13 protein-coding genes are annotated in these 13,813 nt (G+C 59.6%); 10 read left to right on the forward strand and 3 right to left on the reverse strand.

Annotation, left to right across the window (positions count from 1 at the left end; genetic code table 11):
- Window positions 1-195 (forward strand): hypothetical protein (locus AC07FD_RS08980; RefSeq protein ID WP_478349556.1); only part of this gene is annotated, 195 nt, incomplete at its 5' end.
- Window positions 196-208: 13 nt separating this feature from the next.
- Here the strand turns inward: AC07FD_RS08980 and xopAG are convergent.
- Window positions 209-1,783, reverse strand: a complete 1,575-nt coding sequence (gene xopAG / locus AC07FD_RS08985; RefSeq protein WP_378926033.1) for a XopAG/AvrGf1 family type III secretion system effector — start codon at window positions 1,781-1,783, stop codon at window positions 209-211.
- Window positions 1,784-2,484: 701 nt separating this feature from the next.
- On the opposite strand from xopAG, the gene tssA reads away from it, so the two are divergent.
- The 9 genes from tssA (at window position 2,485) to AC07FD_RS09030 (ending at window position 12,087) form a co-directional block, all read left to right on the forward strand.
- The gene (gene tssA, locus AC07FD_RS08990) at window positions 2,485-3,474 is read left to right on the forward strand and encodes a type VI secretion system protein TssA (RefSeq protein WP_095090142.1); all 990 of its coding nucleotides are present in this window, start codon (window positions 2,485-2,487) and stop codon (window positions 3,472-3,474) included.
- A gap of 39 nt (window positions 3,475-3,513) precedes the next feature.
- Window positions 3,514-4,047 (forward strand): type VI secretion system contractile sheath small subunit, encoded by a 534-nt coding sequence (gene tssB / locus AC07FD_RS08995; RefSeq protein WP_095090504.1) that lies wholly within the window; start codon window positions 3,514-3,516, stop codon window positions 4,045-4,047.
- 8 nt (window positions 4,048-4,055) lie between these two features.
- A complete protein-coding gene (gene tssC, locus AC07FD_RS09000) occupies window positions 4,056-5,558 on the forward strand; it encodes a type VI secretion system contractile sheath large subunit (protein ID WP_478349557.1) in 1,503 nt (500 codons plus the stop codon).
- Between the two features lie 131 nt (window positions 5,559-5,689).
- A complete protein-coding gene (locus AC07FD_RS09005; RefSeq protein ID WP_095090145.1) occupies window positions 5,690-6,226 on the forward strand; it encodes a type VI secretion system tube protein Hcp in 537 nt (178 codons plus the stop codon).
- 54 nt (window positions 6,227-6,280) lie between these two features.
- Window positions 6,281-6,784, forward strand: a complete 504-nt coding sequence (gene tssE, locus AC07FD_RS09010) for a type VI secretion system baseplate subunit TssE (RefSeq protein WP_378926036.1) — start codon at window positions 6,281-6,283, stop codon at window positions 6,782-6,784.
- Window positions 6,784-8,670, forward strand: coding sequence for a type VI secretion system baseplate subunit TssF (gene tssF, locus AC07FD_RS09015; RefSeq protein ID WP_095090148.1), 1,887 nt, complete (start codon window positions 6,784-6,786; stop codon window positions 8,668-8,670). Before tssE ends, tssF begins: the two co-directional genes overlap by 1 nt.
- A complete protein-coding gene (gene tssG / locus AC07FD_RS09020) occupies window positions 8,634-9,707 on the forward strand; it encodes a type VI secretion system baseplate subunit TssG (RefSeq protein WP_095090505.1) in 1,074 nt (357 codons plus the stop codon). Before tssF ends, tssG begins: the two co-directional genes overlap by 37 nt.
- 119 nt (window positions 9,708-9,826) lie before the next feature.
- Complete coding sequence (locus AC07FD_RS09025) at window positions 9,827-11,773, forward strand: type VI secretion system Vgr family protein (RefSeq protein ID WP_245331258.1); 1,947 nt, start codon at window positions 9,827-9,829, stop codon at window positions 11,771-11,773.
- 191 nt (window positions 11,774-11,964) lie between these two features.
- Complete coding sequence (locus AC07FD_RS09030) at window positions 11,965-12,087, forward strand: hypothetical protein (protein ID WP_280952832.1); 123 nt, start codon at window positions 11,965-11,967, stop codon at window positions 12,085-12,087.
- Between the two features lie 250 nt (window positions 12,088-12,337).
- Here the strand turns inward: AC07FD_RS09030 and AC07FD_RS09035 are convergent, their stop codons facing one another.
- The gene (locus tag AC07FD_RS09035; protein WP_378976738.1) at window positions 12,338-12,934 is read right to left on the reverse strand and encodes a UPF0149 family protein; all 597 of its coding nucleotides are present in this window, start codon (window positions 12,932-12,934) and stop codon (window positions 12,338-12,340) included.
- Window positions 12,931-13,813 (reverse strand): IS66 family transposase (tnpC, locus tag AC07FD_RS09040; protein ID WP_478349558.1); only part of this gene is annotated, 883 nt, incomplete at its 5' end. The genes tnpC and AC07FD_RS09035, both read right to left, overlap by 4 nt.

The raw sequence follows: 13,813 nt of genomic DNA on the forward strand, positions 1-13,813 counted from the left end.
ACTGAATCACAACCCGCTGAAATCACTCACTTCTTTTTGGAGCAGATACTTAGAGCCGCGGCGGTCCACCAAATGCCTTCTGGATCAACGGCGAAGCAGCGGAATCCGACGCTGCACGCATCGAACCACCTGCGAATGATCGCCAAGCAACATCGAATGCCGTCGAGGCCGGTCCTTCCCAATGGTATCGGTTAAAGCGCGGGCCTGTCTACGTAGAAGGCCCGACACTATCACCAATACGCTTCGAGAGGTTCCTTCCACCATAAAACTCTTCCGCTGCCTTTCGGCAGACAACCGTGTAGAACTCATCCGCATCCTCGATGGTGTAGCCAGCGCCCGCGAAACAGCCGCGCGCTATCTCGTGAAGCGTATGCCGCATTGAACCCGTGTCATCGTACACTGCGTTGACGCACGCAATGATTACCATGACCTCTTCCTTCGAGAGCCGCTGCCGACCACTCATTAAACGAGCGTGGTTGATGCAGGCGACGGCATTGGCGCATGTGAATGAATCGCCCAGTCCAGAGCAGTCCTCGAAACCATTACCCTGCTCGTTCAACTTGAAATGCGCGATGGGCAGGTATTTCATGTCCGCGATTTGCGGATGGTTCAGATCCGCGACCACTGCGGGCTCCTGACCCGATCGGATCTCCTGGAGCCGGGTTTCGAAATTGTGCAGCCACGGACCCACCAAGCTAGTGTTGCGCTGCAGCTTGTTCTTGTCGGGTTTCTCGAACATCAGAGTCGAATCGAGCTTCTCAGTCTCCACCGGTGACAGGAAGCCGTGCTCAACCAGAGTCTTCATCACGACCTTTTCGGCATGGCCCCAGTGCGCAGCATAGACCTGTCTAAAATTAAGAATGGCTTGGCCGGCCGCGAACTGAGCTTCCTCGCCAAGCCCGCAGTCCTTGTCGAGGAGTGCTTCGAGTGTCTCGTTGCATCGCTTGAGAGTTACGCCCTTCTCGCTGCGGATGGTATCGTGGAAGTGCCGGGCACCCTTGTTCACGAAGGGATGAGTGATTGACCTTGACGTGTAGCCGTAGGCACCGGTCTTCTCGTTGAGTACGCCTGTCAAAGCGTACTTGTTCTTCTGATCGTACAGCTGGCTCTTTGTAAGGTCCGGATCCTTGGGGACTTGCGGCGGCCTGTACTTGGTCACGCACTCATTTTTAACAAGATGACCCTTCATGCACGCCAGGTTCAGAATGAGTGACGCGCGCGCCTGCTCATCGTCCACGAGGCGCGCGACGTGCACGCGGGTCGCCGCCCGGTAATCAATCAACGTTGCAAATTGATTGTTGCCACAGGTACGGATTCGATCCGCGGTGCGCTCACTCGAACGCTGGGTTTCGGCGCCGGCGGCGTGATAGCTGTCATAATACTCCCTCGCTTTCGCGTGAGCGGTCCTGAGCCGCTCGTTGCTGGTGAAGCCCATTTTCCCGTCATGCAACGCCGTGGTGGACAGGAAGAAGTTGTTGGCGACTTCGTTGTAGGCGTAGCCCGCACCCGCGAGGAACAAGCCGTACTTAACCGCGCGCGCGGAAAGGCTCGATCCTTGCCCCGTTCCGCCTTTCCCCGCTCCTTTCCTGCCGAGCTCTCCCTCCGGATTCAGCAGTGCAGAATGCCTTGCAGGGGGTGGCGCCGTGCTCTGGGAACCAACCTCGGTGAGTGCACGAACCCAAGCGTAAAATACACTCCTCGCACTCGGATCCCCAGCCACTCCGTCAAGAAGCCGCTGGGTCACCGTTAATGCGCCTTTAGGTTCTCTATTTCCACCCCTCATGTCGCCCTTACGACGCCTCCGCTTCGCCGCTTTTTAATCTGCCGCACAGATCGATGTCGCGGTTACCAAACACCTGGCGCGTCAGCTCGCCCTTAATTTCGCGGGCGATCTCGTTACGGATGTGAATCCGAGCTCCCGCTCGGCGTCAGCGTCGCCGGCACCGGTCAAACCTGCTCTGGCCAGTCATCGCTGCAGGCGTCTTGTTGCCTCTTCCCGATTCTCATTTTCTCTTTGATCCTCTTTTGCAACCCATGCGTCCAGGACGTGGTCCAGCTCCGCTTCCCCTTGGGTCATGCCTTCGATCCACCATTCCGTGGTCACTGCCGCCACTCCATACCAGGATAGTGAGCGTCCCATGCTAGTGCCTGGCAGCCGCCCCTTGCCATGCACAATCAATATTCCATGATGCACGGCGACAGAATTGCTCTCGGTCAGGCTCGACGACCAAGCAGCCTCGTGGCCGCCCCTTTTTGCAGAATTTGACGCACACAACCGCTCACCCCAGGCATTCACTGCTCCTCTACATGCGCAGCCGATATCAGCCACAGGATGAAGCGTGGACTCCGCGCTTCAGCATACCTGCATATCAATCACGCATGCGAAATATCCCGGGATCATCATTAAAATGAGCGAAAGGGCCCAAGGCACTCCGGGATCGGGGTAGCACGGACCCAGTAAAAGTCACGACGTCCAGGGTTGTCATGCTCGATGCAGAATATCTATTGAGGCCGGTCAGCGAGGGCAACGCGTGCGGGGACGCTCTCGATTACGACTTAAGCTTCCTGGAATTTGAGATGGCGTCGCAGGGGAGGCCTGCCCAGCATATCGGCGGCTCTCTCAAGGCGGAAGAGGCTCCCAATTGGGAAGAGGTGTGGCGGCTCGGCCTCGACCTTGCTACGCGTACCAAAGACCTTCGCATCGGCGTCTTGCTGACACGCTCCGCTGTCAGCCAGTTCGGCTTCTCTGGACTGGCCAAGAGCCTTGAGCTTCTCGTCGCTTATGTCGAGATTTACTGGCCGGAGCTACATCCGCGGCCGGATGCAGACGACGGCGGCGACCAGACCGTGCGTCTCAATGCTTTGGCAAATCTGTGCGATCCCTCCGGGCTTATGGCGGACATCCGCCGCGTTCCTCTCACCGCTTCCAGGCGGTTCGGAGCATTTGCGCTCGGTGACTGGATGTCAGCGCAGCAGTCTCAGCCATGTGAAGTTGATACCACGACCATCAAACTCGCCTTTGGCGACACCGATCCTGGCCAGTTCGACCAAACAAGCGGTGATCTCGACGCCAGCCTCTCGGCGGTCATCGATTTGGATGGTAGCGTTAAGCGGCGCGTCGACATGGCCGAAGCCGTCCGTTTCCAACCTCTAACAGCGCTGCTTCGCCAAGGCAAGGAACTGGTCGATGCCCATAGACGCTCCGAGCCCGTGGCCGCAATGCCCCTGTCGGAGGATTCTGGCGACGCCCCATATCCGGGAGAGATCCGCGACCGAGATGACGTCGTCAATATCCTCGGCCGCGTTTGCCGCTGGTATCAAGTTAACGAGCCGGCCAGCCCCGTACCAGCGCTGCTCGAGCGGGCGAAGCGTCTCGTGTCGAAGGACTTCATGGCTCTAGTGGCAGAGCTGGCGCCGGAGGGTGCTGCGCACTACCGCTCCATAGCCGGCCTGATTGCCGACGAGGGTACTTGAGGCATCGCAACTTCATAGCCGACAAGGAGAATGGAACACATGGCAAAGGAGAGCAGTCAAAAGTTCATTTCGCGAAATCGCCCTCCTCGCGTCCAAATCGAATACGACGTCGAGACCTACGGCTCGCAAAAGAAGGTGCAGCTTCCCTTCGTGGTCGGCGTCATGTCTGATCTCGTAGGCGATCCTGCCGCGCCGTTGCCTCCGCTTGCCGAGCGCAAGATGATGGAGATCGACATTGACAACTTCGATGATCGGCTCAAATCGCTGAAGCCCAGGGTGGCGATGCGGGTAGCGAACCTGTTGACGGGCGAAGGCCAGCTTGCCATCGAATTGAGTTTCGAGCGAATGCACGATTTCTCGCCTGCGGCCGTGGCGCGTAAGGTCGACAGTTTGAACAAGCTGCTTGAGGCGCGAACGCAGCTTTCTAATCTTCTAGCCTACATGGACGGCAAGAACGGTGCCGAGCGGTTGATCGCCAATTTGCTCGCCGACCGGTCCCTGCTCAGCGCCCTGAGCGGCGTGCCCGAGGCTGAACATAAAGCGCCTCAGTTGCCACCCACAGAGACGAAGTAGAATTGATCATGACGTCCACAGATACAATCTCCGCCGTGTTGCAAGACGCCACTGTTGCTACGTTTGATCCGGACGGTTTCAGCAGCTTGCTACAATGCGAGTTAAGGATCTACTCGGACCAAGCCCGTGATGCCGTGGATAGCGCAGTCAGAACACTGGCCGAGCAGGCGCTTGGTAACACGTCCCTGATCAGCGACGACATCGTGGCTACTATCCAGTCGATTATTGCGTCCATCGATGACAAGCTGTCCACACAAGTCAACGAGATCCTCCATCACGAGGATTTCCAAAATCTGGAATCAGCCTGGCGGGGCTTGCATCACCTTACGGTGAACACCGAGACAGACGAGACGCTAAAGATTCGCTTTCTTCCCGTCTCCAAGAAGGAGCTTTCTCGTGCCCTGAAAAAATACAAGGGCGTCTCCTGGGATCAGAGCCCGCTATTCAAGAAAATCTACGAAGAAGAATTTGGGCAGATCGGCGGTGAACCCTATGGCTGCCTGATTGCCGACTACTATTTCGACCATACCCCGCCAGACATAGAATTGCTATCGGGACTCGCGCAAATTGCTGCGGCAAGCCACTCCCCTCTCATTTCTGCTGTCTCCCCGCATCTGCTGCAGATGGACTCTTGGCGCGAGCTCTCGAACCCACGCGACATCACGAAGATTTTCCTAACGCCCGAGCACGCCACTTGGCGAGCATTTCGCGAGAGCGAAAACTCGCGATACGTGGCGCTGACGCTGCCGCGCACCCTCGGGCGGTTGCCCTACGGGACCAAGACCAACCCGGTCGACGAATTCGCCTTCGAGGAGGAGACGGACGGCGGCGATAGCCAAAGGTACCTCTGGACGAACGCAGCCTATGCCATGGGGGTAAACATCACACGCTCGTTTAAGCTCTACGGCTGGCTCTCCAGAATACGCGGTGTAGAATCCGGTGGCCTCGTCGAAGGCCTGCCGGTGCATACCTTCCGAAGCGACGACGGCGGCGTTGATCTAAAATGCCCCACTGAGACCGCGATCAGCGACCGCCGCGAGGCCGAGCTCTCCAAGAACGGCCTTCTGCCGCTGCTGCACCGCAAGAATACCGATCTTGGCGTATTTATTGGCGCTCAGACCGTCAACAAACCGATCAAGTACGAAGACTTGGACGCGTCAGCGAATGCTGAGCTCAGCGCTAGGCTACCCTACATTTTCGCAATCTGCCGCTTTGCCCATTATTTGAAGTGCCTGGTTCGGGACAAGATTGGCACGTTTAAAGAGCGCCATGAGGTCGAGGAGTGGCTCAACCAATGGATCCAGCGTTACGTCCACCCCTCGCCCGAGCTGGGGAGCGAAGAAAGCAAGGCACAACAGCCGCTCTCCTCAGCCAAGGTCGAGGTGGACGAGGCTGAAGACAATCCTGGTTATTACACTGCCAGATTCTATCTGCGGCCGCATTACCAGCTTGAAGGCTTGACCATCTCTCTGAGGCTGGTGTCGCGCCTGCCGTCTGCCCGAAAAGGCTGAGAGGGTACGTCCTTCCATAAAGGAAGTGGCGAAGGCAAATTTGGTCCGCAGAGGGCCGTTCGCCGCACCCGGCAGCTCTATATGACAAAACCGCCCGGCCCCAGTGTCACGATACCGAAGGAGAATTCGTCATGGCGTTCGACGCAGTCATGAAGTTCAACACAGTGTCCAAGGATGGCATTCAGCCCAAAGGGGAATCTCTTATCCTGAAGGATGGTTTTACGCTTGCCGACGAATGGAGCTTCTCAATCGAAAACAAGCTCAACATCGGGCCTCACACTGTCGGCGCTGGGACAGGCAAGGCTGAATTCGAGGTTTTCACTATTAAGAAGCAGGTGGATAGCGCCTCATCCGCGCTGTACGTGGCCTGCGGTCGAGGCGCGCATTTTAACGACGTTGACTTAAAGCTCTTCAAGTCGACAGGCAGCGGACTTCTCACAGCTGATTCCAACCTATTCTTGCACTGGAGTTTCAACATGCTCGCGATCGAGAAGGTCGAGTGGGCCTATGCGGAAGACGCTCCGGAGGAGACGATCACCTGCCGGTTCGGCGCCTGCAAGATGATCTATTACAAGCAGGATATGCATGGCGCTCTAACCAAGGCAGGCGAAGGGATCTGGAACCAGGTCTCGAACAGCGCCGAGTTCAATAAGCTGGTTGTCAGCTGACGGTGGCGAAATTGGCAGTCGCCTCGTCGAAAATTGCGATTCTGGAGATCGAACATGACCAGGCATCTTAGGCGGGATCTGGTGCAGCCTTCCCTCCTCGACAGGCTCACTGACGATGAGCCGAACAGCGCGTGCGAAACGCAGGACAAGCGCAGTTTCTCAATTCGCCAACTACAAGAGGTGATTCTACGCGACGTGTCCTGGCTGTTGAACACGAATCAATTGGCTTCAAGCGTGGCACTCCACGCATACCCCCTCGTCGCGGCCAGCACACTCAACTACGGGGTCCGGCCTCTCAGCGGGCACATCCGCGAAGGCATCGATTCGAGCGCCTTGGGAGACGAAATCGCCGAGAGCCTGCAGCGATTCGAGCCGCGGCTCTTACCGCGCAGTATTAAGGTGATGGTCCTCAACGACGGACAGGACTGCAGCTCCTTTCGCTTTAAGATTGCGGCCGATCTGTGGGCGCTGCCTGCTCCGCTGCCGATGACAATGCGCACGGAGGTGGATCCCGAACTCCAAGTTGTCCGTGTTGGTTTGGATCCGGAGACAAGCTGATGGATCCCCGGCTTCTCGGATTGTACAACGATGAGCTGGCCTACATGCGCGAGATGGGGGCCGAATTTGCTCGCTCCTTCCCGAAGGTTGCCGGACGGCTCGGGATGGAAGCAGAAGAGGTCGCCGATCCTTATGTCGAGCGGCTGCTGGAAGGCTTCGCCTTCATGGCCGCGCGGGTGCAGCTGAAGCTGCAGTCACGTTTCCCGAATTTCACGCAGCACCTGTTGGAGATGGTGTATCCGCACTTTCTACCGCCGATACCGTCGATGACGATCGTGCGCTTCGAACCGGATGCGGAAGCCGGACCGATCGAGAATGCATACGTCGTGCCGCGCGGAACCAAACTTTTCGGCCGACTCGCTCCGGGCGCCGTCACCCATTGCGAGTTCCGCACGGCTCATGACGTCCATCTATGGCCGATCATGGTGAGCGCCGCCGACTACTTCGCGACGCCCGGGCAGATCTCCTCCCTGGATCTTCCGGCCCGGCAACAGGTGAAGGCTGCCTTTCGACTGCGGCTTCGTACCACCAACGGCATGCCATTCAATCGACTCTCACTTAAGGCCCTGACACTACACCTTCTCGGGCCCGGTGGCATCGGTGCGGCGCTTGCCGAGCAGCTGATCGCCGACACACGCGCCATCGTTGCCCGTCCCGTCGGCCGGCCAATCACTTGGCAGGAGAGAATCCCGCTCAATATGCTGCGGCAGCGTGGTCTCGAGCCGAACTGCGCGCTCCTGCCCGAGGTCCCACGCTCCTTCGACGGTTACCGTCTCCTGCAGGAGTATTTCGCCATCGCGGAGCGGACGTTGTTCGTCGAGGTGAGTGGGCTTGCCGACGCCGTGTCCCTGTCAACGACGGAAAGCCTCGAGATCGTGTTCGCGCTTGGCCGAGTCGAACCACGGCTGGAACGTCATCTCGGACCTGAGAACATCGCTCTCTTCGCGACCCCTGCGATCAATTTGTTCGAACGCCAAGCTGATCGAATTCACGTGAGGGAAAAAGACCATGAGCATAATGTAATCGTAGACAGGATGAGGCCCCTCGACTTTGAGGTTCACTCCATCCTCGCAATGAGTGGCTACGGAGAGAGCAACGGAGCAGCCCCCGCCGAGTTCCTCCCCTTCTACAGCATCAGCGCGCACGGCCGGGAGGAGCAGCACTCCAGGTACTACATGCTCCGGCGGGAGCAGCGGCAGATGTCGGAGCACCAACGATCGAATGGGGCGCGAACTGGCTATATCGGCAGCGAGACCTTCGTCTCTCTGGTCGATCGCCGGGCGGGTCCCTATTCGGCGGGACCTCAGCAGTTGTCGGTGCGCTGCCTGTGCTCGAACCGGGATTTGCCGCTGCTGTTACCGATCGGCCGAGACGAGACCGACTTCACCCTGGAAATCGGCGCTCCGGTTACCGCCACCCGGTGCATATCGCCACCGAGCCGACCAGGCCACTCCTTCGCCAACGGCGATTTCACCTGGAAACTGATCAGCCACCTTTCGCTGAACTACCTTTCAGTCAGTAATTCCGACAGGGGTGGTCACCAAGGCGCAGAGGCGCTGCGCGAACTCCTGCGCCTCTACATCGATCCGGACAATGCGTGCGCCTCACGGCAGATCGACGGCATCCGGGAGATCCGGTCACAACCTGCGATCCGGCGGCTGCCTGGCGGTGGACAAGCCGCCGTGGCACGTGGAATCGAGGTTGGCATCACCCTGGACGAAGCGGCTTTCGAAGGCGTCGGCATCTTTCCGCTCGCCTCGGTACTCAACCAGTTCTTCGCAAAATACGTTTCGATCAACAGCTTCACGGAGACGGTCGTCTCGACGTTGCAACGAGGGGAGATCATGCGATGGCCGACGATGACCGGCCGCCGGGCGATCCTCTGATTGCGGACGCTCTCGGCCAATTCCTCAGCGCCGTTGCAGCCGAACCGCATGGTTACGACTTCTTCGAGGCTCTGCGGCGGGTCGACGCGATCTGCTCAGATCGACCTCGACTGGGGGAATCGGGCCGGCCGAGCCTGGATCGGGTGCGGATCGGCCAAGAGCCCTCGCTCGCCTTTCCGACGCGACCGATCGCGGGCGTGACGGATGGAGGGGAGACTGATTTTGCGCGAATCTCCACTTACCTCTTCGGATTGTTCGGATCCAACGGTCCTCTCCCGTTGCATTTGACGGAGTATGCTCTTCTCAGACAGCAAAACGCCGCGGATGAGACGCTGGTCAGGTTTGCCGATATCTTCCATCACCGTATGGCCTCGTTCTTCTTTCGTGCCTGGGCGGAGAGTGAGCCGACCGTAAGCCACGACAGGCCACACGAAGATCGCTTCGCGCTTCAGCTCGCCTCCCTCGCCGGCTTTGGCATGACCGCCCTGCTTGCACGAGATGCTATGCCCGATCTGGCCAAACTCCACTTCACCGGCCGTCTCGCCTCACACACCCGCAATCCCGAGGGGCTTGCCGCCATCGTCGCGAGCTTCTTCGAGGCGCCGGTCGATACACGTGAGTTTGTCCCGCAATGGGTCAAACTGCCCCGCGTCTCGCTCTGCCTCCTGGGCCTCGACCCGCGCACGGGCAGGCTGGGCTGCACGGCTACTGCCGGTAGGAGGATCAGAGTGCACCACCACCGCTTTCGTCTCATTGTCGGTCCGCTCAGCCTGGTTCAGTACGAGTCGCTTTTGCCCGGGGCTCTCGGTCTTAGGACCATGGCTCAGATCATCCGCAATTATATTGGAGATGAACTGGACTGGGAGGTCAATCTTGTCCTCCGCCGCGAGGAGATGCCGGAAGTGCGGCTGGGTCGCCGCGGCAGGCTCGGCTGGACGAGTTGGATAGGCAAGCGGGAGATGCGGCGGGACGCCGATGACCTAACGACTACCCCGCCTGATCAGCGGCTGGAGCAATTGTGTCCAATTCCGCCGTAACTGCTTGAGCGTGGCGCCCACACCGGTTCGACGACGCTTTCCATCACATTTTGCTAGCGGGTCTTCGGTTGGGTCTTTTCCACTTACGCCAGATCGCAGCGAAACCAAGGAACACAATGATGGTCCGATCAAAAATCGACAATCTCCTGAAGCGCAATTGTTCTGCTGCGGTCACCTTGGCCGCGTTCGACCCCGATGATGTTTTTCTCCGACGGCTCACAGGCACCGAGCGGCTGGGGCAACTCTTCCACTACGAGGTGAGGCTCGTCAGCCGCCATCCGATCCAGAACTTTGCTACGATTCCCGGGCAAAGCTTGGCGGTAGGCCTTAAACTCAAGGGCTCTGCAATGCGCTTCTTCCACGGCATCGTTACGGAGTTCCAATACTTGGGGCACGATGACGGAGCAAACCTGAACTACGTGGCGCAGATGCGACCTTGGCTTTCGCTTCTCGATTATCGCTCCAACAGTCGGATCTTTCAAAACAAGACCAGCATAGAGATCATCACCACGATTTTTCGGGAACACAAAGGAAATTTTAAGAACCAGACCACCGGACGATTCCCACAGCGCTCCTACTGCGTCCAGTACGATGAGACGGATCTGGCCTTTGTCAGCCGACTGATGGAGCAGGACGGCATCTACTACTATTTTGAACATGCGGAGGACCAACACGACCTAGTGCTGGTCGACAACGCCGCGAGCCACATCGCCTGCGCGCCCGAGATCGTGGAGACGCACCACAACCTCAGGCCTGCGCCAAATCTACATCGGGACGACGTCATCCTGCGTTGGGAGGAGGTCGTGTCGCTCCAGCCGAACAAGGTCGTTCTCAAGGACTACAACCATGAGAAGCCGAGGGCAGAGCTCACGGCCGTCGCGCAAGTTCCTTCCGTGAAGATCGGAGGCATTCCAGCTTGCAAGCCTGTGGAAGGCACCTTCATCCGATCTCCCGAGGCCGGGCGCTTCAGGCCAGTCAATACCTCAACAGCCTTTGGCGGCGGCTCCACGGCAATTCGGGAGACCTTCGTCTATCCGGGACGCTACACCGAAAAAGCGGACGGGGATTTCTATGCTTGCATCCGTGCCGAAGAGCTCGCCTGCAACGCTTATCGTGCGCGGGTCGAATGTACGGCACGCCAGATTAGAACAGGGTTGATCTTCAAGGCTGCGAATCCCTTTTACTATGGCGATGTGGGTGCGCGCCCAACGCCCAGTGATCGGTTTTTGGCGGTCGCGAGTGATTTCACTTTGGTCGCAGAGTTGGGGGACATTCGCACCGAAGCGGACGCCGCGGGTCGGGAGAGAGAAGTCGTATATCGTAGCACGGTGGAGATTATCCCCGCGACCACCCAGTATCGCCCGCCGCGCCGCACGCCCGAGCCGGAGATTCGGGGACCGCATACGGCGGTCGTCGTGGGCCCAAAGGGAGATACGATCGCGACGGACCAGTTCGGCCGCATCAAGGTGCAGTTCTTCTGGGACCGCGAAGGCAATAAGGACGACACCAGCTCCTGTTGGATCAGGGTTGCCCAGAGCTCGGCGGGTAAGGGCTTCGGCCACGTCATCATTCCCCGGATCGGCCAGGAGGTTGTCGTGAACTTTATTCACGGCAATCCAGATTGGCCCCTGGTGACCGGTGTCGTCTACAACGGCTCTAACCTGCCTCCTGAAACCCTGCCGCTGGACAAGACCTGCTCGACTTTCCGAACGCACACCGATCAGGGCGCCGTCAATGCCTACAACGAGCTGCGCTTCGAGGACAAACAAGGTTGCGAAGAGGTCTATCTGAAGGCAGAAAGGGACCATACCGTGGAGGTTGGTAATTCCTATTGCATCGATGTCAAGGGTCAGTACCTCCTGACTTCAGCCGGCAACTGCATCGAGGTGACGCCCGATAAGATCCGCCTTGTGGCAATGGGCAAAACCGGTCAGCAGGCGATCGAAATCAGCGGCAAGGGTATCAGCATCGCCGGTGCGACGATCGGCTTTTGGCAACGACTCCCAGGCTCGGAGCCACCGTTTCCATCCCACCGACGACACCAGGCCCGCCCACGCCAGCGATGATGAAGGCCATGCGGCACCCGTGACGGAGCCCGCGCTCGGTAGGTTCCTCTCAGGAGTGCGAACTGCCTGGAAGGGGGCGACGAAACCCGTCCCACCGCGTGGCTGAAATCAAAACAAAAGCGAGAACGGCGGCGACCTGATCCATTTGCAGGAGTTACCGAGGAGTTGCTTGGCTGGTTTGACGAAGAACCATGGCGGCGAGCCGGGAACGCAGGCAGCAAACCAAGGTGAAGATATGGCGCAAGGAAAAGGTTCACGCGATGGCATTTGATACGCCGCCGGCGGTCGCGACCATCAAGATAATGGTCAACTGAGCGGTAAGCGATGCACCAAGGCACCTTGCCCAAAATCGTCTTGTGGCTCGTCTATGGTAGGTCGCTCGTTGGCCGGCGCGCCGGCGCCGATCACTGATGGTAGTGGGTGACGTAGTGGAGTTCGCGGAGGGCTGGGATGACGAGGGCGATGTCTTTGTAGGCCGTAAGCGGTGCGCCCAGGCACCTTCCGCGAAACCATCTGGTGGTGCGTCTATGGTAGGTCAGCCGTTGGCCGCCGCGCCGGCGTCGATCACTGATCGTAGTGGGTGACGTAGTGGAGTTCGCGGAGGGCGGGGATGACGAGGGCGATGTCTTTGTAGGCCTCGTGTTCGATGAAGTGCGCGGTCTCGGGCCCCGGTCGGGGCTTGCCGAGGACGGGCCTGCCCTTTTTGTCGACGCAGTAGATCAGGATCGGCAGCAGCAGGCCGTGGTTGGGGTTGTCGAGGTCGAGCAGCCGTTTCCAGCGTTTGATGTTGAGATTCATGGCCGCGTAGAACCCCTGGCACCACGGCCGGGGGTCGATGCCGCCGCTGGGCTTGGTGGCGAATCGGGGCGCATAATCCTGCGGTCTGTCGAACAGCGTCGCGTTGATCCGGTTGTGGATCCTGGCGAGGCTGGCAAACACGGCGTGATCGGTTGCAGAGCCTTTGGCCAAGACGTCGCGCGGCAACCCCATGAGCGGGCACATCCAGTCTTGCGGGTCCGCGAACCGGGGCCCGGTGACCGCCGCCGTTACGAAGCCATCCAGCGCCGACATGGTCCGCACCAACGGGCGGCGGGCGGTCTTGGCGGCCATCCAGGCTTCGAGCGCCTCGTCCGACAGCGCCATGTCATCGATCGCGCTCATGCCGCCAAGGAGAGCGGCATCTCTTCGCGGCGCCCCCAATTCCACGGCATCAGCTCGTCCCAGCGCGAGGCTGGCCAGTCGTTCTGGATGCGCTCGGCGACATCGGCCATGTAGGCTTCGGCATCAACGCCGCAGAGCTTGCAGGTCTCGATGATGCTGAGCACGACCGCGGACCGCTCTGCCGCGGCGAGGCTGCCCGAGAAAAGCCAATTGCGCCTGCCCACCGTAAATCCACGAATCGCGCGCTCCGCGATCAGGTTGTCGGGCTCGAGCTGGCCATCGTAGAGGAAGCGGTTGAACGCGCGCCATCGCCTGGCGCCATAGGCGAAGGCCTTCGCGATATCGGCATGGCGCGACAAACCGTTGCCCTGGCGCATGAGCTGTCGTCGCAGCGCCCGGACCAGTGGTCGGGTCCGCCTTCGTCGTGCGGCCAATCGCTCGGCGGGCGGGAGCCCCCGTATCTCTTCCTCGATCCGGTAGATCGCCTGGATACCGGCCATCGCCGTCGTGCTGAGTTCGGTCGGCTGGCTGTCGTGAACGTCGAATATCTTGCGACGCAGATGGGCCAGACAGGCAGCTTCTCGAATGGCGCCGCCCTTGTAGATCTGGTTATAGCCGCTGAAACCGTCGGCCTGGAGCGTGCCGGCAAATCCGGCGAGCTCGGTCATGACGCTCTCGCCAGCGCGTCCCATGGTGGCGCGATACCAGGCGATCGGCGGCTCCTGCGAACCCGAGCTGCGGTCGTCGGCGACGTAAACCCAGAGCGCGCCCTTGTGCGTCTTGCCGGTGCCGGGCGCCAGGATCGGAAGCCGCGTGTCGTCGGTGTGTATCTTGGTGCGGGTACGGCCGATCTCGCGGATGCGATTGTAGATCGGATCG

It is taken from the genome of Mesorhizobium waitakense, assembly GCF_056431085.1.